General features: G+C 72.5%; 18 protein-coding genes. 12 read left to right on the top strand and 6 right to left on the bottom strand.

Annotation, left to right across the window (positions count from 1 at the left end):
- The first annotated feature begins 4 nt into the window (after positions 1–4).
- On the top strand, positions 5–418 hold the full coding sequence (locus tag ACLJQZ_RS44480; RefSeq protein WP_247056575.1) for an SsgA family sporulation/cell division regulator: 414 nt from the start codon (positions 5–7) through the stop codon (positions 416–418).
- A gap of 16 nt (positions 419–434) precedes the next feature.
- Complete coding sequence (locus tag ACLJQZ_RS44475) at positions 435–1,808, top strand: class I adenylate-forming enzyme family protein (RefSeq protein WP_410627341.1); 1,374 nt, start codon at positions 435–437, stop codon at positions 1,806–1,808.
- On the opposite strand, the gene ilvD is transcribed toward ACLJQZ_RS44475, so the two are convergent.
- Positions 1,787–3,478, bottom strand: coding sequence for a dihydroxy-acid dehydratase (gene ilvD / locus ACLJQZ_RS44470; RefSeq protein ID WP_410627340.1), 1,692 nt, complete (start codon positions 3,476–3,478; stop codon positions 1,787–1,789). The genes ACLJQZ_RS44475 and ilvD overlap by 22 nt on opposite strands.
- A gap of 114 nt (positions 3,479–3,592) precedes the next feature.
- Here ilvD and ACLJQZ_RS44465 point away from each other — a divergent pair, with 114 nt between their 5' ends.
- Both ACLJQZ_RS44465 and ACLJQZ_RS44460 read left to right on the top strand, forming a co-directional pair.
- Positions 3,593–4,669, top strand: a complete 1,077-nt coding sequence (locus tag ACLJQZ_RS44465) for a dihydrodipicolinate reductase (protein ID WP_410627339.1) — start codon at positions 3,593–3,595, stop codon at positions 4,667–4,669.
- Positions 4,666–5,151 (top strand): carboxymuconolactone decarboxylase family protein, encoded by a 486-nt coding sequence (locus ACLJQZ_RS44460; protein WP_326958590.1) that lies wholly within the window; start codon positions 4,666–4,668, stop codon positions 5,149–5,151. Before ACLJQZ_RS44465 ends, ACLJQZ_RS44460 begins: the two co-directional genes overlap by 4 nt.
- Before the next feature lie 54 nt (positions 5,152–5,205).
- Here ACLJQZ_RS44460 and ACLJQZ_RS44455 read toward each other — a convergent pair whose 3' ends face one another.
- Complete coding sequence (locus ACLJQZ_RS44455; protein WP_410627337.1) at positions 5,206–6,762, bottom strand: GMC oxidoreductase; 1,557 nt, start codon at positions 6,760–6,762, stop codon at positions 5,206–5,208.
- A 207-nt stretch (positions 6,763–6,969) separates the two neighbouring features.
- On the opposite strand from ACLJQZ_RS44455, the gene ACLJQZ_RS44450 reads away from it, so the two are divergent.
- Positions 6,970–7,335: an RNA-binding S4 domain-containing protein gene (locus ACLJQZ_RS44450; RefSeq protein ID WP_256475414.1), complete on the top strand. Its 366-nt coding sequence runs from the start codon at positions 6,970–6,972 to the stop codon at positions 7,333–7,335.
- A 19-nt stretch (positions 7,336–7,354) separates the two neighbouring features.
- Here the strand turns inward: ACLJQZ_RS44450 and ACLJQZ_RS44445 are convergent, their stop codons facing one another.
- Both ACLJQZ_RS44445 and ACLJQZ_RS44440 read right to left on the bottom strand, forming a co-directional pair.
- The gene (locus tag ACLJQZ_RS44445; protein WP_410627335.1) at positions 7,355–7,726 is read right to left on the bottom strand and encodes a glyoxalase; all 372 of its coding nucleotides are present in this window, start codon (positions 7,724–7,726) and stop codon (positions 7,355–7,357) included.
- A gap of 4 nt (positions 7,727–7,730) precedes the next feature.
- A complete protein-coding gene (locus ACLJQZ_RS44440) occupies positions 7,731–8,600 on the bottom strand; it encodes an alpha/beta fold hydrolase (RefSeq protein ID WP_410627333.1) in 870 nt (289 codons plus the stop codon).
- A gap of 89 nt (positions 8,601–8,689) precedes the next feature.
- Between ACLJQZ_RS44440 and ACLJQZ_RS44435 the strand changes: the two genes are divergently transcribed.
- Positions 8,690–11,680, top strand: a complete 2,991-nt coding sequence (locus tag ACLJQZ_RS44435; protein ID WP_410627331.1) for a BTAD domain-containing putative transcriptional regulator — start codon at positions 8,690–8,692, stop codon at positions 11,678–11,680.
- Between the two features lie 173 nt (positions 11,681–11,853).
- Positions 11,854–13,134, top strand: coding sequence for an IS256 family transposase (locus ACLJQZ_RS44430; protein WP_410627329.1), 1,281 nt, complete (start codon positions 11,854–11,856; stop codon positions 13,132–13,134).
- Between the two features lie 142 nt (positions 13,135–13,276).
- Here ACLJQZ_RS44430 and ACLJQZ_RS44425 read toward each other — a convergent pair whose 3' ends face one another.
- Positions 13,277–14,254: a GlxA family transcriptional regulator gene (locus tag ACLJQZ_RS44425; protein WP_410627327.1), complete on the bottom strand. Its 978-nt coding sequence runs from the start codon at positions 14,252–14,254 to the stop codon at positions 13,277–13,279.
- 98 nt (positions 14,255–14,352) lie between these two features.
- Here ACLJQZ_RS44425 and ACLJQZ_RS44420 point away from each other — a divergent pair, with 98 nt between their 5' ends.
- The 5 genes from ACLJQZ_RS44420 (at position 14,353) to ligD (ending at position 20,152) form a co-directional block, all read left to right on the top strand.
- Entirely contained in the window at positions 14,353–15,057 is a 705-nt protein-coding gene (locus ACLJQZ_RS44420; RefSeq protein ID WP_410627326.1) for a DJ-1/PfpI family protein, read from the top strand.
- Positions 15,058–15,161: 104 nt separating this feature from the next.
- Positions 15,162–18,107, top strand: a complete 2,946-nt coding sequence (locus ACLJQZ_RS44415; protein WP_410627325.1) for a BTAD domain-containing putative transcriptional regulator — start codon at positions 15,162–15,164, stop codon at positions 18,105–18,107.
- Between the two features lie 98 nt (positions 18,108–18,205).
- The gene (locus ACLJQZ_RS44410; RefSeq protein WP_410627323.1) at positions 18,206–18,712 is read left to right on the top strand and encodes a hypothetical protein; all 507 of its coding nucleotides are present in this window, start codon (positions 18,206–18,208) and stop codon (positions 18,710–18,712) included.
- Between the two features lie 104 nt (positions 18,713–18,816).
- Positions 18,817–19,170: an SPW repeat protein gene (locus ACLJQZ_RS44405; protein WP_326952977.1), complete on the top strand. Its 354-nt coding sequence runs from the start codon at positions 18,817–18,819 to the stop codon at positions 19,168–19,170.
- A gap of 97 nt (positions 19,171–19,267) precedes the next feature.
- Positions 19,268–20,152, top strand: a complete 885-nt coding sequence (gene ligD / locus ACLJQZ_RS44400; RefSeq protein ID WP_410627321.1) for a non-homologous end-joining DNA ligase — start codon at positions 19,268–19,270, stop codon at positions 20,150–20,152.
- 18 nt (positions 20,153–20,170) lie between these two features.
- Here ligD and ACLJQZ_RS44395 read toward each other — a convergent pair whose 3' ends face one another.
- On the bottom strand, positions 20,171–21,247 hold the full coding sequence (locus ACLJQZ_RS44395) for a DNA polymerase ligase N-terminal domain-containing protein (RefSeq protein ID WP_410627319.1): 1,077 nt from the start codon (positions 21,245–21,247) through the stop codon (positions 20,171–20,173).
- Between the last annotated feature and the right edge of the window lie 79 nt (positions 21,248–21,326).

Below are 21,326 nucleotides of genomic sequence, written 5' to 3'. Positions count from 1 at the left end.
CCCCATGGCCGAGCCGCACAGCCTGACCAGCACCAGCGTCGACTTCGCCCTCCGCACCTTCGGGGCGGAGCCGAAGCCGGTGCCGGCCGAGCTCGAGTACGACACCCGCGACCCGTACGCGGTCGCCGTCGTGCTCCACGCGGGTGCGAACGCCGTCCGTTGGCTGTTCGGGCGCGACCTGCTCGCCGACGGCCTGCTCGCCCGCTGCGGCGACGGTGACGTGCGCATCGGCCCCGCCGGCAACCCGGAGCTGGTGATCGTCGAGCTGACCTCCCCGGACGGCGCCGCCGTGCTCGAGGCGCCCGCGAAGGAGCTCGCCGCCTTCCTGGACACGACGTACGAGGTCATCCCGGCCGGCAGCGAGAGCGACTGGTTCGACTTCGACACCGAACTCGAAAAGCTCTCCTACCAGGACTGAGCAGTACCGTCGCCGGGTGAGCTTCTTCCTGACGACCGTCCTGGCCGCTCTCGACGACGGCGGCGACCGCGTCCTGTTCCACCAGGACGGCGTCACGACCTACCACCAGGCCCGGGACCGCCTGCGCCGGGTGCACGGCGGCCTGGGTGAGGTGGACGTCGTCGCCATCGACGTCCGGAACCGGCCGGAGACCCTGCTCGTGCAGCTCGCGGCGCTCCTGCGCGGCGCGACCGTGCTGCTGGTCGCCGCCTCGGCGCCGCGTCAGGACCGGCTCGCCGCGGCCACCGCGGCCGGGGTCACCACCGTCGTCACCGACCGGCCGCACGACTGGCCCGGCGACGACGTCCGCACCCTCGACGACCTCGACGGCGAACCCCGGGAGCTGCACCTGCCCGGCGCCGTCCGCGTCCTCTTCCCCACCGGCGGCACCACCGGCACCCCGAAGCTCATCCGGCACAGCGGCATCTACGACGGCATGGCCTACATCTTCGCGCCGTCGCCGGACGGCCCCGGCCGCACGCTGCTCGTCGCGCCGATGACGCACATGACCGGCCACGCCACCGTGCTCGGCGCGCTCCTGCGCCGCGACACGCTCGTGCTCCAGGACGGCTTCGACGCGGGCGCCGTCCTCGCCGCCATCCAGCAGCACCGGATCGACACGCTCTCCCTGACGCCACCGCGCCTCGCCGCGGTCCTGGACCACCCGGCCCTCGGCGAAACCGACGTCAGCAGCGTCCGCTCGCTCTCCCTCGGCGCCGCGCCACTGCCGCCGCACCGGCTCGCGCAGGCGCTCGACGTCTTCGGCCCGGTCGTCGGCCAGGGCTACGGCCTCACCGAGGCCCCGATGATCGCGAGCATCTCCGCCGCCGAGCTGGTCGGGCACCCTGAGCGGCTCGGCTCGGTCGGCCGGATCGTGCCCGGGATGGAGGCGCGGCTCGCCGACGGCGAGGTCGAGGTGCGCGGACTGTCCATGATGGACGGTTACCTCGGCGGCCCGGAGGTCGGCGCCGGCTGGCTGCGCACCGGCGACCTCGGCCGCTTCGACGACGAGGGCTACCTCTACCTGCTCGACCGCGTGGACGACGTCGTCGTGGTCGGCGAGCACGGCACGAAGGTGCCCTCGACCGTCGTCGAACACGCCCTCGCGACGCACCCGGCCGTCCGCGCGGCGGCCGTCTTCGGGAAGCACACCGTGGACGGCCAGGTGCTGCACGCCGTGGTCGTCGCGAGGCACCCGATCACCGTCGCAGAACTGCAGGCCCACGCGCGTGAAGCCTTCGGCCAGGAGCACTACGTCCCGGCGAGCGTGTCCTTCGCCGACGCGCTGCCGCTCACCGAAGTCGGCAAGGTCGACAAGCGCGCCCTCGCTCAGGTCGTGACGGCGCCGTAGGACGACGACCGGACCAGCTTCGCGTACTTGCCGAGCACCCCTTCCGGGAACTTGTTGGGCAGCGGCTCCCAGCCCTCGCGACGGCGGGCCAGCTCGGCCGCGTCGACCAGCAGGTCGATGCTGCGGGCCTTGATGTCGACGGCGATCCGGTCGCCGGTGCGGACGAAGGCGATCGGCCCCCCGTCGACGGCTTCGGGCGCGACGTGCCCGATGCACAGGCCGGTGGTGCCGCCGGAGAACCGGCCGTCGGTCAGCAGCAGGACGTCCTTGCCGAGCCCGGCGCCCTTGATCGCCGCGGTGATGGCCAGCATCTCGCGCATCCCCGGCCCGCCCTTGGGGCCTTCGTAGCGGATGACCACGACGTCCCCGGCCTCGATGTGCCCCTCGTTCAGCGCGGCCATCGCCTCCTGCTCGCGCTCGAACACGCGCGCCGGGCCTTCGAAGCCGGCCGTGTCGAAGCCTGCGGACTTCACGACAGCGCCTTCGGGCGCGAGCGAGCCGCGCAGGATGGTGATGCCGCCGGTCGGATGCAATGGGTTGTCCAGCTTGCGCAGGACCTCGCCGTCGATCGGCTCGGGGTCCAGCTCGGCCAGGTTTTCGGCCACGGTCTTGCCGGTGACGGTGAGCGCGTCGCCGTGGATCAGGCCCTCGTCGAGCAGGGCCTTCATCAGCACCGGGATGCCGCCGTGGCGGTCGATGTCGTTCATGACGTACTTGCCGAACGGCTTCAGGTCGCCCAGGTGCGGGACGCGGTCGCCGACGCGGTTGAAGTCGTCGAGGTCGAGCGCGACCTTCGCCTCGTGCGCGATGGCCAGCAGGTGCAGCACGGCGTTGGTCGAACCACCGAGCGCCATGACGACGGTGATGGCGTTCTCGAACGCCTCCCGCGTGAGGATGTCGCGTGCGGTGATGCCCTTTTCGAGCAGCCCGACCACGGCTTCCCCGGACAGGTGCGCGTAGTTGTCGCGCCGGCGGTCCGCGGACGGCGGCGCGGCCGATCCCGGCATGCTCATCCCCATCGCCTCGGCCGCCGACGCCATCGTGTTGGCGGTGTACATCCCGCCGCAGGCGCCCTCACCGGGGCAGATGGCACGTTCGATGCGGTCCAGGTCGGCGGTCTTGAGCCGGCCCGCCCGGCACGCGCCGACCGCTTCGAAGGCGTCGATCAGCGTGACATCCTTCTCGGTGCCGTCGGTGAGCTTCACCCAGCCGGGGGCGATCGAACCGGCGTAGAGGAAGACCGACGCGAGGTCGAGCCGTGCGGCGGCCATCAGCATCCCGGGCAGCGACTTGTCGCAGCCGGCGAGGAGGATCGAGCCGTCGAGGCGTTCGGCCTGCATCACCGTCTCGACCGAGTCCGCGATGACCTCGCGAGAAACCAGCGAGAAGTGCATCCCGTCGTGGCCCATCGAAATGCCGTCGGAGACGGAGATCGTGCCGAACTGCAGCGGGTAGCCGCCGGCCGCGTGCACACCCTCCTTCGACGCCTGCGCCAGCCGGTCCAGCGACAGGTTGCACGGCGTGATCTCGTTCCACGAGCTGGCGACGCCGATGATCGGCTTGCGCCAGTCGTCGTCGCCCGTCCCGACGGCCCGGAGCATGCCCCGTGCGGGCGCGGCCTCGATCCCGTCGGTCACCGTGCGGCTGCGGGGCTTCGGGTCGATCGTCATGGTGCGCCTTCCGATACGACGTTCGGACGCACTGGATGCTACCCGCGTCCGCGCGGTCCGCTCACCGGAACGATTCCCTTCCTCGAGCCGGTCGGACCGGCGAAAACTCGGCGAATGATCGCCACAGTGGTGTGGGGCACGGGCAACGTCGGCCGGGCCGCAATCCGGGCCGTCGAGGCCCATCCCGCGTTGAAGCTGACCGCGGTGCTGGTGCACAACCCGGACAAGGTCGGCAAGGACGCGGGCGCGCTCGCCGGCGTCGGCGACCTGGGTGTCACCGCGACCGACGACGTCGAGGCGGTGCTGGGCGCGAGTCCGCGCGCGATCGTCTACGCCGCTTCCGGCGACATCCGCTTCGACGACGCGCTGGCCGACATCGTGCGCGCGATCCGGGCGGGCGCGATCGTCGTGACACCGGCCCTCTACCCGCTCTACGACCAGCGCAACGCGCCCCCGGAGCTGCGGGACCCGGTCCTGGCGGCGATCACCGACGGCGGCGGCTCGCTGTTCGTCTCCGGCGTCGACCCCGGCTGGGGCAACGACGTGCTGCCGCTGCTGATCAGCGGGCTCGGCACGGACGTCGACGTCATCCGCTGCCAGGAGATCTTCGACTACTCGACCTACGAGCAGCCCGACTCCGTGCGGTACCTGGTCGGCATGGGCCAGCCGATGGACTACGACCCGCCGATGCTGATGACCGGCGTGCCGTCGATGGTGTGGGGCGGGCAGGTCCGGCTGATCGCGCGCGGCCTCGGCGTCGAGGTGGACGAGCTGCGCGAGACCCTGGACCGGCGTCCGCTCGAGGAGACCGTGACCACGCGGACCATGGGCGAGTTCGAGAAGGGCACCCAGGGCGCGGTGCGGTTCGAGGTCCAGGGCATCGTCGACGGCGAGCCGCGGATCGTCATCGAGCACGTCACCCGCATCCACCCGGCGTGCGCGCCGGACTGGCCGACGCCGCCCAGTGGCGACGGCGCCCACCGCGTGATCATCGAAGGCCGGCCGCGCATCGAGGTCAGCGTCGAAGCGAGCGACGAAGGCGAAAACCGGTCCGCGGGCGGCAACGCCACCGCGGTCGGCCGCCTCGTCGGCGCGATCGACTGGCTGGCCGACGCGAAACCCGGCCTCTACGACGCACTCGACGTCCCGCTGCGCCCGGCAGCCGGCAAGCTCGGAAGGAGGCGCTCGTGAACATCGACATCCCCGAGGGCAAGGACCCGATCGGGTACGTGTGGGGTGAAATGGTGCCCGGTATCGGGGTGGCCGCCTCGAAGTTCTCACTGGCGGTCTATTCGCACACCACGTTGGGGCTGCGGGAGTTCGAGGCCGCGCGGCTGCGGATCGCGCAGATCAACGGCTGCGTCTTCTGCCTGGACTGGCGCACCGAACGCGACGGCGTCAAGGTCGAAGAGGAGTTCGCCGACGCCGTCTCGGAGTGGCGCACCACGGATCTGTTCGACGAGCGGACGCGCCTGGCGGCCGAGTACGCCGAGCGGTACGCGCTCGACCACCACAGCATCGACGACGAGTTCTGGAAGCGGATGGCCGAGCACTACACGCAGCAGGAGGTCGTCGAGCTGAGCATGAGCCTCGGTTCGTGGCTGGCCTTCGGGCGGCTCAACCACGTCCTGGGTCTCGACGTCGCCTGCGTCCTCCCGTCCCACCGCTCGTGAGTGTTTAGGGCGGTTCTAACCGCCCTAAACACTCACGACGAGCCGCGGCAGACCCTAGAAGTCCGTGGCGATGATCTTCTCGATGTTCCGTTCGGCCAGTGCGGTGATGGTGACGAACGGGTTGACGCTCGTGTTGCCGGGGATCAGGGAACCGTCGATCGCGTACAGGCCCTGGTATCCGGCGAGCCTGCCGTAGTTGTCGGTCGCCTTGTCGAGCACCGCGCCGCCGAGCGGGTGGTAGGTGAGATGGTCGCCCCAGATCTTGTAGAAGCCGAAGAGGTCGGACCGGTAGATCGTGCCCTCCTTCGCGTTGATCTTGTCGAAGATGGTCTTGGCCATGTCGATCCCGGGCTGCTTCCACGCGGTCTGCCAGTTCAGGTCGACCTTCTGCGTCGCCGGGTTCCAGCTGAACTGCGCGCGGTTCGGGTTCTTCGTGATGGACAGGTAGAACGACGCCCACGTCTCGATCCCGGTCGGCAGCGGCGCGACCTCCGCGAACGCGCCGCCGGCCGCCCAGTTGTCGATGCCGCCGCACGGGATGGACGACTGGAGGCTGCCGGTCGGGTCCCAGATCTGGTTGGCCCGCCCGACCATCACGTTCCCGTTGTCGCCCCAGTTCTTGCCGACCTCGCCGTTGAGGTTCGGCAGCGCGCCGGTGGCCTTGAGCTTCACCAGCAGCTTGCTCGTGCCGACGCTGCCCGCGGCGAAGAAGACCTTGGCCGCGGTCACGACCTTGGTCGCCGACACGTCACCCGTGGTGTTGAGCTGCTCGATCGTGACGGTGTAGCCGCCGCCGGACGCCGGCGTCACCGTCGCCACCCGGTGCAGTGGCGAGATGGTGACGCGGCCGGTCGCCTGGATCTGCGGCAGGTAGGTCTTCTGCAGCGACTTCTTGCCGTAGTTGTTGCCGTACAGGATTTCCCCGGCCAGCGCGGAGCGCGGCACGGTGTTGGCCTGCTCCTGCTTCATGTAGTTCCAGTCGTACACGTCCGGCACGAAGACGTACGGGAACCCGGACCGCTGCGCCTGCTTCCGCCCGACCCGGGCGTACTGGTAGCACTCGGCGGTGTCGAACCAGGCCGGGTCGATGAGCCCGACGCCGAGACCGGCGTTGGCGCGCGGGTAGTAGGTGTTGTACATCTCGTCGGCGCTGACCGTCGGGAGGATCGCGCCGAAGTTCTCCCGCTTCGGCGTCACGGCCATGCCGCCGTTGACGAGCGAGCCGCCGCCGACGCCGCGGCCCTGGTACACGGTGATGCCGCTGAACTCCTCGGCGTCGAGGATGCCGGTGTACTTCGGGATGTCCTTGTCGATCGGGAACCCGAGGAAGTTGGACAGCGGCTGCTTCGTCCGGGTGCGCAACCAGAACGAGCGCTGGTCGGGCGTGGTCGTGTTGGCGAAGATCTTGCCGTCGGAGCCGGGCGTGTCCCAGGCCATGCCCATTTCGACCAGCTGGACGTCGACGCCGGTCTGCGCGAGCCGCAGGGCGGTGACCTGGCCGCCGTAGCCGGAGCCGATCACCAGGGCCGGCACCCGGGCCCCGTCAGGGATGGGGCCGGCCGCTCTCGGCGTCGCACCGGCGGCGCGGCCGGCGAGCGCGGCCCCGGCCAAGATAGAACCTGTTCCTGCAATGAAGAGACGTCGGGAAAGACCGCCAGAGTTTGTTCTCCCCATGGCTTCGTCGCTCATATGCTTTTCCTCACCGTTGAGGTATTTAGAACACGTTATAGCTCACTGGTACAGACAAGTCGACATATACCCGCGAGTAACCTCCAGGCACGGCGCAGCATTGGCGCGAATGGGCCATGATGGACGACTGTGGAGTCGACCCGTGTGGACCGCTGGCTGTGGGCGGTCCGGCTGATGAAGACCCGCCCGGACGCCGCGGCGGCGTGCCGGGGCGGCCACGTGCGCGTCAACGACAAGCCGGCGAAGCCCGCGACGACCGTCGTCCCGGGCGACGAGGTCCGCGTCCGCGTCGGCGGCACGACCAGGATCCTCGACGTGGTACGGGTGATCCAGAAACGCGTGGGCGCCCCGGACGCGGCGACGTGCTTCCTGGACCGGACGCCGAAGCCGACCCCGGAGTCCGTGATCCCGGTCGCCCGCCGCGACCGCGGCGCGGGCCGACCGACCAAAAGGGAGCGCCGCGTGCTGGACGCGTTCCGCTCGCCGGATCTCTAGCCGCACCACCGCTTTGGGGTCAAGCGGCGGGCGGGACCGGCGTCAGGAACTCCAGGCGGTTGCCGAGGCAGTCGCTTGTGTAGAACCGGCGATGGCCCGGAAAGCCGTCGTCCCATTCGACCGGGCTGCCGTGCGCCGCGAGGCGGGCCGCCAGTCCGTCGAGGTCGTCGGTGAGGATCCCCGGGTGGGCCTTGCGGGCGGGCCGGAAGTCCGCCTCGACGCCGAGGTGGAGTTCCAGCCCACCGTCCCGCACCCACAGCCCGCCGCGAGCGGCCAGCTCCGGCGGCTTGGGGATCTCGGTCAGCCCGAGCACGCCGACGTAGAACGCGCGGCAGCGGTCCTCGCTGCCGGGCTCGATGGCCAGCTGGACGTGGTGCACGCCGAAGGTCATGCCCTCAGCGTGCCACCAGCTCCCGCAGTTCCTTCACGACGTCGGCGGGCGCCTCCTCGGCCATGAAGTGCCCGGACGACACCGTGCGGTGGCGCAGATCGGCCGCCCACGGGCGCCACAGCGCCGTCGCGTCGTAGCCGAGCGCAGCGCCCCAGTCCTGCTGCAGCACGGTGACCGGCATGCCGAGCCGGTCGCCGGCCGCCCGCGACGCCGTGTCGTGCTCGACGTCCACCGTCGCCGTCGCCCGGTAGTCGGCGACGATCGACGGCACGGCCTCGCGGCAGGCCAGCAGGTACTCGGCGCGGACGTCGGCCGGGATCGCGTCCGGGCGCTGCGTCCAGGCGTCGAGGAAGTACCCGAAGAACGCGTCGGGCGCGCCGGCGATCAGCGTCTCGGGCAGGCCCGGCGGCTGGGCCATCAGGTAGAGGTGGAAGGCGACCGCCGCGCTCACGCCGCGCAGCACGTCCCACGTGTCCAGCGTCGGCAGCACGTCGAGGATCGCCAGGTGGGAGACGGCGTCCGGGTGGTCGAGGCCGGCGCGGATGGCGACCAGCGCGCCGCGGTCGTGCCCGGCGAGGGCGAACCGCTCGTGCCCGAACGCGCGGGCGACGGCCACGACGTCGGCGGCCATCGTGCGCTTCGAGTACGTCTCGCCGGTGTCGGCCGGCTTGTCGCTGGCGCCGTAGCCGCGCAGGTCGGGGACGAGGACCGTGTGGTCGGCGGCGAGGTCGGCGGCTACGTGCCGCCACATCAGGTGGGTCTGCGGGAAGCCGTGCAGCAGCACGATCGGGGCGCCGGAGCCGCCGACGGCGACGTTGAGAGCTACGTCGTCACCGACCGTGACGCGCTGGTAGTCGAATCCGGGGATCTGCATGGACGTCCTTTCGCGGTGGTTGCCCGTCGAGCCTGCGTCAAGCCGATCAGCGCCGGGTCAGCGCCGGCTGAGCGCGTTACAGTGCGTGCATGGTCCGGTTCGGCGTGCTCGGTCCGCTCGTGGCCGAGGACGAGCGGGGTCCCTTGGCGCTCAAGGGCCCGCGGCACCGGGCGGTCCTGGCGCGGCAGCTGATCGCGCGCGGCCGGGTCGTGCCGGTGGACGTCCTGGTCGACGACCTCTGGCCGGACCCGCCAGACGGCGCCCTCGGCGCGCTCCAGACGTTCGTGTCCGCGTTGCGCCGCGCGCTGGAACCCGATCGGGCGCCGCGGACTCCGGCCCGTTTGCTGGTCACCTCGGGACCGGGATACGCGCTGCGCGCGGAGTCCGTCGACGCCTGGGATTTCGAAGCCGCGGTGACCACGCCCGGAGCGGCACTGTCCCAAGTGGACGAAGCGCTGGGCCTCTGGCGCGGGCCCGCGTACGCCGAGTTCGCCGACGAGCCCTGGGCCCGCGGCGAGATCAACCGCCTCGACGAGCTGCGCCGGCTGGGCGTCGAGCGGCGGGCGGCGGCGCTGCTGGAGCTGGGCCGCGCGGCCGAGGCGGTGCCGGACCTGGAGGCGCACGTCGAGGCGTGGCCGTTGCGGGAGGACGGCTGGCGGCTGCTCGCGCTGGCCCTCTACCGGGCCGGGCGCCAGGGTGACGCGCTGGGCGCGTTGCGGCGGGCGCGGCACGTCTTGGCGTCGGAGCTGGGCATCGACCCGGGGCCGGCGCTGCGTCAGGCGGAGGCGGACATCCTGGCGGCGACTCCGGCCGTCTCGCCCCTGGTGGGACGCGCGGACGAACTGGCCCGGCTGGCCGCGGAAGCAACCACCGCCCGCACCGGCCGGCTGCGGCTGGCGCTGATCTCCGGCGAGGCGGGCGCGGGCAAGACGGCGTTGGCGGAAGCGTTCTCCGCGCGCCTGGCCGCCAACGGCTGGGCCACGGCGTGGGGCGCCAGCCCGGACGACGAGGGCTTGCCGCCGGTGTGGCCGTGGACCCGCGTCCTGGGCGAGGCGGTGCCGCTCGATCCCGAACCGGGCGGCGATCCCGTGGCCGCGCGGTTCCGGCGTCATCGCGCCGTCGCCGCCCACCTCGCCGCGCTCGGCCGCGCGACCCCGCTGCTGCTCGTGTTCGACGACCTCCAGTGGGCCGGCGCGGAAACCCTCACGCTGCTGGCCTCCGTCGTCGCGGATCCGTCGGTGCGGCGGGTGCTCGTCGTCGGGACGCACCGCAGCACCGACCTGCCCGCCACCCTGGCCGGTTTCCTCGGCCGCGTCGCGCGGGCCGAACCCGCCCGCGTGTACCTGGGCGGGCTTGGGGCCACCGAAGTGCGTGACCTCGTTCGCGCGACACTCGGCCACGACGTCCCCGCGCCCACCGCGGCGGCGATCCACCGGCGCAGCGGCGGCAACCCGTTCTTCGTGCGGGAGCTCGCGCGGCTCTTCGACGCCGATTCCGACGCCGTCGTGCCGCCCGGGGTCCGCGACGTCGTCCGCCACCGCACCTCACGGCTGCCCGCCGGCACGCAGGACGTGCTGCGCCGCGCGGCGGTGCTCGGCCGCGACGTCGACCTCGGGCTGCTCGGCTCGCTGGCCGGCACCGACGTCCTCGACGACGTCGAAGCCGCGGTCCGGGCCGGGTTCCTGGTCGAGCCCGCGCCCGGGCGGGTCCGGTTCGCGCACGACCTGGTGCGGGACACGCTGTACCACGATCTTTCGCGCACGCGCCGCGCCCGCTGGCACGCCGACGCCGGCGACGCGCTGGAGCGGCTGCGCCCCGACGACGTCGACGCGCTGGCCCACCACTTCCTGCTCGCGGAAAGCCCGGCCGCCGTGCGGTACGCGCGGCTGGCGGCGGAACGCGCCGAGCGCCGAGTGGCCCCGCACGAGGCGGCGCGGCTGTGGCGGGCCGCGCTCGACCGGGCCGGCGACGACGTCCGGGAGCGGCTGGACCTGATCATGGGGCTGGTGCGGGCGCTGGCCGTCACAGGTGCGCTGGCGCAGGCCCGCGAGCACCGCGCGGAAGCCGTGACGCTGGCGGAGTCCCTCGGCGACCCGGTGCTGACCGCGTCGGTGCTGGGCGCGTTCGACGTCCCGGCGGTGTGGACGGCCAACGACGACCCGGAGCTGGCCACCAGGATCGTCACGGTTGTCGAGAAGACCCTGGTCGCGCTGCCGCCGGAGCGCCGCGCCGAGCGCGCGCGGCTGCTGGCGACGCTCTCGCTGGAGCTGCGCAACACCGGCGGCGACCGCGGCCGGGAGGCGGCTTTCGAAGCCGAAGCCCTGGCGCGGGAACTGGATGAGCCGGCGCTGCTCGCGTTCGCGCTCAACGCGCGGTTCATGCAGGCGTTCGACCGGGCCGGGCTGGCCTCGGAGCGGGCGCGCATCGGGCGTGAACTGGTCGACGTCGCCACGGCGCACGGCTTGGTGACGTTCGAGGTGCTGGGGCACCTGGTGCTGGTCCAGGCGTTTTCGGCGCTGGCCAACCTGCCCGCGGCCGACGTCCACGCCGAGGCGGCCGACCGCCTGGCCGCCGACCACGACCTGCCGCTGGTCGGCGTGTTCACGCAGTGGTACCGCGCGTTGCGGGCGAGCATCACGGACGATCCCGCGGCGGAAGCGCTCTTCCGCGCGGCGGCCGCCCGCCTCCCGGGGACGGGCATGACCGGCCTGGAGGACGGCATCCTCGACTTCGCCCTGCGGTGTCACCGGGCGCAACGTGGAGCGTCCACAGTGGACTACTCGGGCGACGCCCCGCACGACCTCCTGTACGAGGCCCGCCTGAGCCTCCAGGCCCTGACGGCCATCAACACCGGCGACGTCCCCGCCATGACCCGCCTGTACGACGCGCTCCTCCCGGCGGCGGCCGAGCTGGCCGGCGCGGGCAGCGGCCTGCTGACGCTCCGCCCGGTGGCGTTCTACCTGGGCGAACTGGCGACGGCACTGGGCCGCCCCGCGGCTTCGCACTACCGCCAGGCCCTGGAACTGGCCCGCCGCTGCAACGCGCCCCACTGGATCGCCGCCGTAGAGTCCCGCCCCTGACGCCGTGTCGACCCCCCAATCACACGTGATGTCCCGCCAATCACGCGAGATACACGCCCAATCACGCGAGTTCGGCGTACCGGACGGGACTGTTCCAAGATCGGTGTTTCCGGTCCGACACGCCGGGCCAAGGTCCGGCGGGATGGGCACTGTGAGTGATGACATCGGACCTTGTGAGTCCACGTAAGCGTGAGTCCAAGCCGGCGCGGGAGCAGTCGCCGGAGCAGGCCGCTGCGGCGGCGATGGTGGCCGAGGCGAAGGCCCGCGGGCTGGCGTTGACCGGCCCGGACGGCCTGCTGAAGCTGTTCACCAAGAACGTACTGGAAACCGCCCTCAACGAAGAGATGACCGCGCATCTCGGCCATGAGAAGAACCACGCCGACCCGGACCGGGAGTCGACGAACGTGCGCAACGGCACCCGGCCGAAAACGGTGCTCTCGGACGCCGCCGGTGAAGTTCAGATCGAGGTTCCGCGGGACCGGGAGAGCACGTTCGAGCCGCAGATTGTGAAGAAGCGGCAACGACGGCTCACGGATGTGGACGAGATCGTGTTGTCGCTGTATGCGAAAGGGATGACCACCGGCGAAATATCCGCGCATTTCGCTGAGATCTACGGAGCCTCGGTCAGCAAGGAAACGATCTCGCGGATCACCGACCAGGTCGTCGCCGAAATGAACGACTGGGCCAGCCGCCCGCTTGAGGTCGTGTATGCGGCGGTGTTCATCGACGCGATCCACGTCGAGGTCCGTGACGGCCAGGTCGCCAACCGGCCCGTCTACGCCGCCATCGGCGTGACCATCGACGGCTGCAAGGACGTCCTGGGCCTGTGGATGGGCACTGGTGGGGAGGGCGCGAAGTTCTGGATGAGCGTGCTGATCGACCTGAAGAACCGCGGCGTCCGGGATGTGTTCTTTCTCGTCTGCGACGGCCTCAAAGGGCTTCCCGATGCCGTGACGAACGTCTGGCCGCAAACCATTGTCCAAACCTGCATAGTCCACTTGATCCGGAACACCTTCCGGCTGGTTCCGAGTCAGGACCGGGACGCGGTGAAACGGGACATCAAACCCATCTACACCGCACCCAGTCCGGACGCCGCAGCGATCGCGATGGACGAACTCGAGGAGAGATGGAGGAAGAAGTACGGGGCGATGGTTCGGCTCTGGCGCAACGCCTGGGAAGAGTTCATTCCGTTCCTCGATTACGACGTCGAGATCCGGACGATGATTTGTTCCACGAACGCGATCGAGTCGCTGAACGCCCGTTATCGGCGGGCGATCCGCGCACGTGGGCATTTCCCGACTGAGCAGTCCGCGATGAAGTGCCTGTATCTTGTGACTCGCAGCCTGGACCCGACCGGGACTGGCCGCGCCCGGTGGACGATGCGGTGGAAGCCAGTGATCAACGCGTTCGCCATCACGTTCGGTGACCGCTGGCCGGGAGCCGAGACCTACTGATCAACAACGCCGGAAACACCGATCACGGGATAGACCCCGATCCGGAGCCGACTCGCGTGATCAGAGAGCCGACACACGTGATTGGAGGGTCGACACACGTACACAGAGGGTCGGTTCGCGTGCCTGGAGGGTCGGCTCGGCGTCAGCTGTAGGCCTGGCGGACGTGGACCCGGCGGTAGGCCGACGGTGGCGTGTCGAAGTGGTCCAGGAAGGCTTGCCGCAGGGTCTCCGTCGAGCCGAAGCCGCAGCGGCGGGCGATCGTGGCCAGCGGGAGGTCCGTGCCCGACAGCAGGCGCGCGGCGTGCTCGGTGCGGATGGTGCGGACGTAACGGCCGGGGGTGGTGCCCAGGTGGGCGTCGAAGAGGCGGGTCAGCTGGCGGGTGCTGATCCCGGCGCGGGCGGCCAGGGCCGGGGTGCCGAGGTCGGCGTCCAGGTGCTCGGCGATGTACGCCGTGAGGTCGCGGACCTCGCGGTGCTCCGGCGGCGGCCCGGCCAGGAACAGGCTCACCTGCGCCTGGTTGCCCGGCCGCTGCAGGTACGTCACCAGCGCGCGGGCGGCTTCGCGGGCCAGCGTCGGGCCGTGGTCGGCCTCCACCAGCGACAGCGTCAGGTCCAGCCCGCTGGTGACGCCGGCCGCGGTGTAGACGTTGCCGTGGCGGACGTACAGCGGCACCGGGTCGACCGTCACGCGCGGGTAGTCCGCGGCCAGTTTCGCGGCGTAACGCCAGTGCGTCGTCGCGCGCCGGCCGTTGAGCAGCCCGGCCGCGGCGAGCACCTCGGCGCCGGTGCACACCGACGCGACGCGGCGGCTCGTCCGGGCGAGCCGCCGGATGTGGGCGAGCACGCGCTCGTCGGCCGCGGCGGCCGTGCTGCCCCAGCCGCCGGCGACGACCAGGGTGTCCAGGTCCGCGGCGACCTGGTCGAGCCGCAGGTGCGGCTGCAGGATCAGGCCGGAGGCGGTGTGGATGGCCTGGCCGTCGAGGTTGGCCAGGCGGATTTCGTACGGCGGCCGCGCGCCGAGCCGGTTGGCGGCGTCGAACACATCGGCGGGGCAGGCGATGTCCAGCAGTTCGGCGTCGGGAAATCCGACGATCACGACCCGTCTGGGTGACCCTGGCATGGTCGGACGCTAGCACCCCGGCTGGCGCTCGGACGCGGTTCGCAGGATTCCGGACATCACGACTCCGGCAGGACGGCGTCCCCGCCAAGGTGGGGGTCATGACCGATGAGCAGAAGACCCTCGCTTTCGTCGTCTACCCGGGGCTGACGCCGCTCGACCTGGTGGGCCCGCTGCAGGTGCTGAGCGCGCTGGCCCAGATCGACCCCACCTACCGGACGGTGGCCGTCGGCGCCACCACGAAGCCCGTCCCGACGGACACCCCGCTGCGGATCGCGCCCAGCCACACTTTCGAGGAAGTGTCGGCGCCGTTCGCGGTGCTGGTGCCCGGCGGTGGGGCGCCGACGATTCACGCGATGGCCGACGAGCAGCTGCTGGCCTGGTTGCGCACCGCGGCCGCCGGAGCGGAGCTGATGACGTCGGTCTGCACCGGCTCGCTCGTCCTCGGCGCGGCCGGGCTGCTGGAGGGGAAGCAGGCGACGACGCACTGGATGTTCCGCGACCTGCTGCCCGGCCTGGGCGCGACGCCGGTCGCGCGGCGCTGGGTCGAGGACGGCGACGTGATCACCGCGGCGGGTGTGTCGGCCGGCATCGACCTCGCCCTGCACCTGGTCGAACGGCTGGCCGGGCGCGAGGTCGCGAAGACCGTCCAGTTCGGCATCGAGTACGACCCGGAGCCGCCGCAGGGGGCCCTGGACTGGGACAACCCGCCCTACGGCGACCTGAAGCCGCTTCGCGAGCACACGCTGCGCGAAGGCCTCGCCGAGCACCCGCAGCTGCTGGCGAAGCTGCTCGCGCACACCTGAGGCGAACGGCGTCGGCCATCCGGGTGAGTGGTCGTCCCGGATGGCCCCGGACGGCTAGGGTCAGCTCGCTCGATCAGGTGATCTCGCGGGTGGGGTGTTAAGCCGTGCGGTTCCAGGTCCTCGGCCCTCTGACGGCCGCCGTCCCGCTGCCTTCGGCGGCCCAGCCCCGGCGGCTGCTCGCCGTGCTCCTCGCGCGGGCCGGCCAGTACGTCGGCCGCGACACGCTGGTCGACGAGCTGTGGCCGGACGGCGCGCCGTCGAGCGCCGCGGCGATCGTCCAGGTCACCGTGTCCAAGCTGCGCAAGACGCTCTCACCCGGCCTCGGCGCCGCCGAGGCCGGGCAGCGCCTGCGCTCGGGCCCACGTGGCTACGCGCTGGTCGTCGAGCCCGGCGAGCTGGACGCCGACGACTTCCTGACGCTGCTGGCCGCGGGCGCGGACGACCGGGCGCAGCGCCGCCGCGCGCTCGAACGGGCGCTGGCGTGCTGGCGGGGTGACGCCTTCGCCGACGTCGCCGGCGGGCCGCTGCTGGAGGCCCACAAGCTGTGGCTGGAGGACCGGCGCTCGGCGGCCCTGCTGCAGCTGGTCGAGCTGGAGCTGGCCGACGGCGACGGCGGGGCCGTGGTCGAACGCCTGGATCCGGTCGTCGCGGCCCGGCCCGCCGACGAACGCTTCGCCGGGCGGCTCGCGGACGCGCTCGGCGCCGTCGGCCGCCGCGAGTCGGCCCTGGAGGTGCTCCGGCGGACGCGCCGCGCGCTCTGGGAAGAGGCCGGCGTCTGGCCGAGCGCGGACCTCGTCGACGTCTACCGCCGGATCGCCGGCACCGAGTGGACGACGCCGGGGCCGCCCGCGCAGCTGCCGCCCGCCGTGCCCGACTTCACCGGCCGGACCGCCGAACTCGCCGACGTCGCCCGGGCCCTGCGCGGCCCGGCCCCGGTGGTGCTGCACGGCGCGGCCGGCGCCGGGAAGTCCGCGCTCGCCGTCCAGGCCGCCTGGCGGGCCCGCCGCCGCTTCCCCGACGGGCAGCTGGTCGCCTCGCTCGGCGGCCCGGCCGACCCGGCGACCGTGCTGACCGGGTTCCTGCGCCTGCTCGGCGCGACGCCGGCGGAACTGGCCGACCGGGCGGGCCTGCCCGGGCTCTGGCGGTGCTACACCGCCGACCGGCGGCTGCTGGTGCTGCTCGAGGACGCCGTGTCGGAGGCCCAGGTCCGGGCCCTGCTGCCGAGCGGGCCGGGCTGCGCCACCGTCGTGACGTCCCGCCGTGCGCTGCCCGGGTTGTGCGGCGCCCGCGCGGTCCCGGTCGCCGGACTGTCCACACAGGACGCCCGGACGCTGCTCGCGGCGATCGTGGGGGAGCCGCGGCTGCGCGGGGAACCCGAAGCGACACAACGGCTTCTCGGCCACTGCGCGGGCCTGGCGCTCGCCGTCCGGATCGCCGGGGCCAAGCTCGCCGGCCGGCCGCGGCAGCGCGTCGCGGAGTTCGCCGTGCGGCTGGCCGACGAACGCCGGCGGCTCGACGAGCTGACCGCGGGGGACCTGAGTGTCCGGACGGCCGTGACGGCGGCCCTGCGGGAGCGGCCCGCGGTCGACCGGTACCTCCTGCGGCTGCTGAACGCCTTCGACGGTCCCGTCCCGGACTGGTGCGCGGCCGCGTTGCTGGACAAGCCGATCGGCGAGGCGCGCGACCGGCTCGACGCGCTGGCCGCCGGGCACCTGCTGGTCCCGGCCGGCGCCCGCTGGACCGTGGCGCCGTTCGTCCGGCTCGTGCTGGCCGAGGGCACCCCGCCGGAGACCGACCAGGTCGCGTTGCGCCGGGCGTGCGAGGTGACGCTGACGCTCGCCGAGCGGGCCCGCGGCCGGCCGGCACCCGGTGGGGCGAGGCCGGATCCGGCGACAGCGCGCCGCGTCGCGGCCGACCCGGCGGGCTGGGCGGCCGAGGAGTCCGGCCACATCGCCGCCGCCGTCCGGCTGGCCGGCGCGCACGGCTGGCACGAGCTGACCGGCGGCCTCGCCGACGCCTGCACCGACCTGGCCGCCACGCCGTGGCTCGACCACTCCGCCCGCGCCGTGTCGGTGCTCGGGCTGGCCGCGGCGCGGCGGCGCAAGGACCCGCACGCGGAGGCCGAAAAGCTCTTCACCCTGGGTTCCGTGCACTGGCAGCAGGGCCGGTGGCGGCAGGCGCGCACCTACTTCGTGATGGCCGAGAACCGTTTCCGGGTGCTCGACGACCCGAGCGGCACCGCCGCGGTGCTGGCCGCGCTCGCCGACGTCCACCTCGACAACGGCAACGCCCGGGCCGCGGAGACGGAGCTGCGGGAGGCCCTCGGCCTGCTGCGCGACTGCGGCGACCGCCGCGGTCAGGCGGCCGCGGCGGCGCAGCTGGGCTCGCTGGCCGAGGACGTCGGCGACGTCCGGGGCGCGGTCGAGAGCTTCGAGGTGAGCATGCTGCTCGCCCGCGAGTGCGATGACGGGCGCTGGCACGACCAGGCCGCGAAGCGCTACGCCGACGTCCTGCGCCGCCACGGCGGCAGCGACCAGGCGGCCGATCTGCTCACCGGGGCCCTCGGCGGCGCCGTCCGCACCCGCGAGCGGCACTGGGAGGCGCACGTCCTGCGCAGCCTGGGCGACCTGCACGCCGAGGCGGGGGAGCTGGCCGACGGCGAACGCTGCCTGACGCGCTCGCTGGACCTGTTCGAGCAGATCGGGCACCGCCACGCCGCCGCCTACACCCACCGCAGCCTGGCCGACGCCCGCCGCCGGGCCGGTGACCCCGCCGGCTCGCGACGGCACCTGCGGCTGGCGATGGGCGTGTTCCGCGAGCTGCGCGACCGCCGCGGCGCCGGGTACGCCCTGCTCAGCCTCGGCCGGACCCAGGCCGCCGACGACGCCGGGCCGCAGGCGGTCCGGCTGCTGCGGACCTCGGCCGACGTGTTCCGCGACCTCGGTTTCCCGCTGTGGGAGCTGCGCGCGCTGCACGAGCTCAACGCCGTCACCAGCACGTCACCGGAGCGGGAGCGAACTCGTGAAGTCTTGACGAAGATCAGGACCTGACCCGCCCGCACCCGCCGCGCGCCCGCCCGCGTTTGGCGAAGTTATGGTCGGGACCTTTTGGCTGCCGCTCATCGGACGACGTACCGAGGAGGCAAGTCATGTCGGGACAACGGATGCTCGTGCGGGCGGCGGTGGGGCTGACCGCTTCGGCCGCGGTGGTGTTCGCCACCATCGGAACGGCTTCGGCGGAGGTCGAGGTCACCAAGCTCAGCCAGTCGGCGGCCGCGTCACAGCTGTCCGCGGCCGGGGTGACCCACTCGTCCAGCGGCGGCTGCACCACCAGGTCGAACTCGACCTGCACGTCCTACGAGCAGATCAACCAGACCACGGTCACGGGCGTGATCACGCTGAAGCGGGCGAGCGGGTGCGCCGTCAACATCACCGGCGGCACCGAGGTCGGGCACGCGTCGGGCACCTACAGCCACTACAACGGCTACAAGGTGGACATCGCGCACAACAGCTGTCTCGACAGCTACGTCAAGAACACCTTCAGCTACGACGGCCTCCGCGGCGACGGCTACCCGCAGTGGAAGGCCGGCTCCGGCAACCTCTACTGCGACGAAGGCAACCACTGGGACGTCACGTACTACACCTGCGGCTGCTGAGGTTCCCGGCCGGCGCCTGCCCGTGATGAGGGCTGCGGGCAGGTCCCGGCCGGGCACGATTACCGGGAGCGACACCCGGGTACCTCTCCGGAAGGAGGTGCCTGATGACGTCGCACCGCATCGCTCCCGCACCGGGCGTGGCCGCGGGAGTCGTGCTGCTGGCCGGGGTGTACCTGGTCCTGGCGCCGTGGCTCGCCCACTTCGGCGGGGCCGGGGTGCTGGCCCTGAGCAACACCGTCACCGGGCTGGTCCTGGTGGCCCTGGCGATCGCCCGCACGGCGACGCCGCGGGTGCGCCGGCTGACCTGGGTCGTCCCGGTGCTGGGCGCGTGGGCCGGGCTGTCGCTCGTGGCGCTGCGGCCGACGTGGGTGACCTGGCCGTCGGCGGCCGCGATCGTCGGCAACGTCGTCGCCGCCGTGGTCGCGGTGCTGGCCGGAGTGGCGCTGACCCGGGCCTGAGCATGCTCCGAGTGGACGTCCCCGGCCCCGAGGGCCAGGCTCGACGCCGGTAACGCGCGGGTGGACCGCCCGCCGCCGACCGGCCGAGGGAGGCCCGGTGGATCCCGACGAGATCACCACGTCGAACCCGGACAAGATCTTCTACCCCGAGGCCGGGCTGACCAAGGGCGACGTGGTCGCGCACTACCGGACCGTCGCCGAGGTGATGGTGCCGCACCTGCGCGGGCGGCCGCTCACCCTGCGCCGCTACCCGAACGGCATCGCCGGCCAGACCTGGTACCAGAAGGAGGCCAGCCCGAAGCTGCCCTCCTGGATCCGCGTCGAGGCCATCCCGCAGCGCGCGACGAGCGACGTCCGGCACGTGATCTGCGACGACCCCGCGACGCTGGTGTACCTGGCCAACCAGGCCGCGATCGAGTTCCACATCTGGTCGTCCACTGTGGACGATCTGGAGCACCCGGACACGGTGCTGATCGACATCGACCCGCCCGACGACGTCACCGTCGCCGACCTGCGCGCCATCGCGCGGCTGGTCAAGAAGGTGTACGAGGCCGCCGGGCTCACCGCGTACCTGCAGGCCACCGGCGGACGCGGGTTCCACGTCGTCGCGCCGATCGAGCCCAGCGGGACCTACGACGAGGTCCGCGACCTGGCGAAGGCGGCCGCCGAGGTGCTGGTGCGGCTCGACCCCGACCGGCTGACCACGGCGGTGCGGAAAGCCCAGCGCGGCGACCGCGTCTACCTCGACATCCTGCGCAACGGCTATTCGTCGACGTTCGTGGCGCCCTACTCCCTGCGGGCCCGGCCCTCGGCCGGCGTCGCCACCCCGATCGACTGGCGCGAGCTGGGCAAGGCGGAGCCGGCCGGCTGGACGCCCAAGCGCATCAAGGACCGCTTGGCGCGCAAGGGGGATCCGTGGGCCGGGATAGCCGACCACGCGGCGTCGCCGGTCAAAGCGTTGAAGCTGCTGGAGAAGCTGTAGTCCGCGGAGCGGGCCGGGTCACGTCTCGATGTGGCGCCAGGTCCCGTCCGCCTCGCCGGGGGCGTACTCGCTGTCCGCGCGCTTGGCGTAGATGCCGCCCAGCCCGTGCTCCCGCGCCGCGCCCAGGACGGCCTCGCCGTTGCCCTGGAAGTACTGGGGCACCTGCCACGTCCCACCTGACAACCCGAGGTCCGAGAGCAACGACCGGCGCTCGACGTACGGCAGGTCGAGTGTCGAACGGCCGTCGTGGTGCAGCACGTCGTAGGCGAAGAAGAACGCCGGCTTGTGCTTCATGATCCGCTTCGCGTCGTAGCCTTCGAAGCGACTGCGTTCCTTCAAGCCTTCGGGGTCCGGGCGGCCGTCGCGGACCACCACGATCTCGCCGTCCAGCAGGACTTCCGTCGAACCCAGGCTCTCGCCCAGCTTGTACAGCTCCGGGTACCGGCCGGTGACGTCGGCGCCGGAGCCGTCGTGCGCGGTGATGCGGCCGCCCGACACACAGAGCATCGTGCGGTCGCCGCCCCAGGCGAACTCGTACGCCCAGTCGGCGTCTTCGTCCGGCTCGGGCAGTGCGCCCGGGACCGCCGTCATCGGCTCCAGGAACTCGGGGGCGTCCTCGTGGCCGTCCTCGGCCGGGTCGAGGCGGCGCAAGGTCCAGTCGCCTTCGTCGTCCGGGTTGTGGCGGTTCTGGAACAGGTACTTGCCGCTCGCCCGCGCGCCGTGGAAGACGACCTCGACCTTGTGGTTGTTCCAGTGCAGCGTCTCGTAGCGGCCGGTGTCCCAGATCGCCATCCAGCCGCCGCCGTACTCGCCCGCCGGGATCTCGCCCTCGAAGGAGAGGTAGTCCATCGGGTGGTCCTCGGTGTGCACCGCGAGCCGGTTGACGCCGGGGGAGAGCGGCAGGCCCTTCGGCACCGCCCACGACACGAGCACGCCGTCGCGCTCCAGCCGGAAGTCCCAGTGCAGGCGGGTGGCGTGGTGCTCCTGGATCACGAACAGGTCGTCGCCGCCCGGCTCCGGGGCGCCGTCCGGCCACGGCTCGGGCGTCCGGGAACGGTCGCGCTTGCGCCGGTACTCGTCGAGTCGGTCGGCCATCGCGGGACCGGCACCCCCACTTCGCTCGGAGGGCACCAGGTTACCGTCCGCCACACCGGGTCCCGCCTCCGGTCGTGCC

This window comes from Amycolatopsis sp. cmx-8-4 (assembly GCF_046548675.1).
Classification (GTDB): Bacteria; Actinomycetota; Actinomycetes; order Mycobacteriales; family Pseudonocardiaceae; genus Amycolatopsis.
This window is presented reverse-complemented; position numbering and strand designations above follow the sequence as displayed.

Excerpts from the sequence above, each read along its gene's own strand:
- ACLJQZ_RS44480 (WP_247056575.1), top strand. The coding sequence starts at position 5 with ATGGCCGAGCCGCACAGCCTGACCAGCACCAGCGTCGACTTCGCCCTC.
- ACLJQZ_RS44425 (WP_410627327.1), bottom strand. The coding sequence starts at position 14,254 with ATGCCAGGGTCACCCAGACGGGTCGTGATCGTCGGATTTCCCGACGCC.
- ACLJQZ_RS44445 (WP_410627335.1), bottom strand. The coding sequence starts at position 7,726 with ATGACCTTCGGCGTGCACCACGTCCAGCTGGCCATCGAGCCCGGCAGC.
- ilvD (WP_410627340.1), bottom strand. The coding sequence starts at position 3,478 with ATGACGATCGACCCGAAGCCCCGCAGCCGCACGGTGACCGACGGGATC.
- ACLJQZ_RS44440 (WP_410627333.1), bottom strand. The coding sequence starts at position 8,600 with ATGCAGATCCCCGGATTCGACTACCAGCGCGTCACGGTCGGTGACGAC.
- ACLJQZ_RS44395 (WP_410627319.1), bottom strand. The coding sequence starts at position 21,247 with ATGGCCGACCGACTCGACGAGTACCGGCGCAAGCGCGACCGTTCCCGG.
- ACLJQZ_RS44465 (WP_410627339.1), top strand. The coding sequence starts at position 3,593 with ATGATCGCCACAGTGGTGTGGGGCACGGGCAACGTCGGCCGGGCCGCA.
- ACLJQZ_RS44405 (WP_326952977.1), top strand. The coding sequence starts at position 18,817 with ATGACGTCGCACCGCATCGCTCCCGCACCGGGCGTGGCCGCGGGAGTC.
- ACLJQZ_RS44420 (WP_410627326.1), top strand. The coding sequence starts at position 14,353 with ATGACCGATGAGCAGAAGACCCTCGCTTTCGTCGTCTACCCGGGGCTG.
- ACLJQZ_RS44410 (WP_410627323.1), top strand. The coding sequence starts at position 18,206 with ATGTCGGGACAACGGATGCTCGTGCGGGCGGCGGTGGGGCTGACCGCT.
- ACLJQZ_RS44435 (WP_410627331.1), top strand. The coding sequence starts at position 8,690 with ATGGTCCGGTTCGGCGTGCTCGGTCCGCTCGTGGCCGAGGACGAGCGG.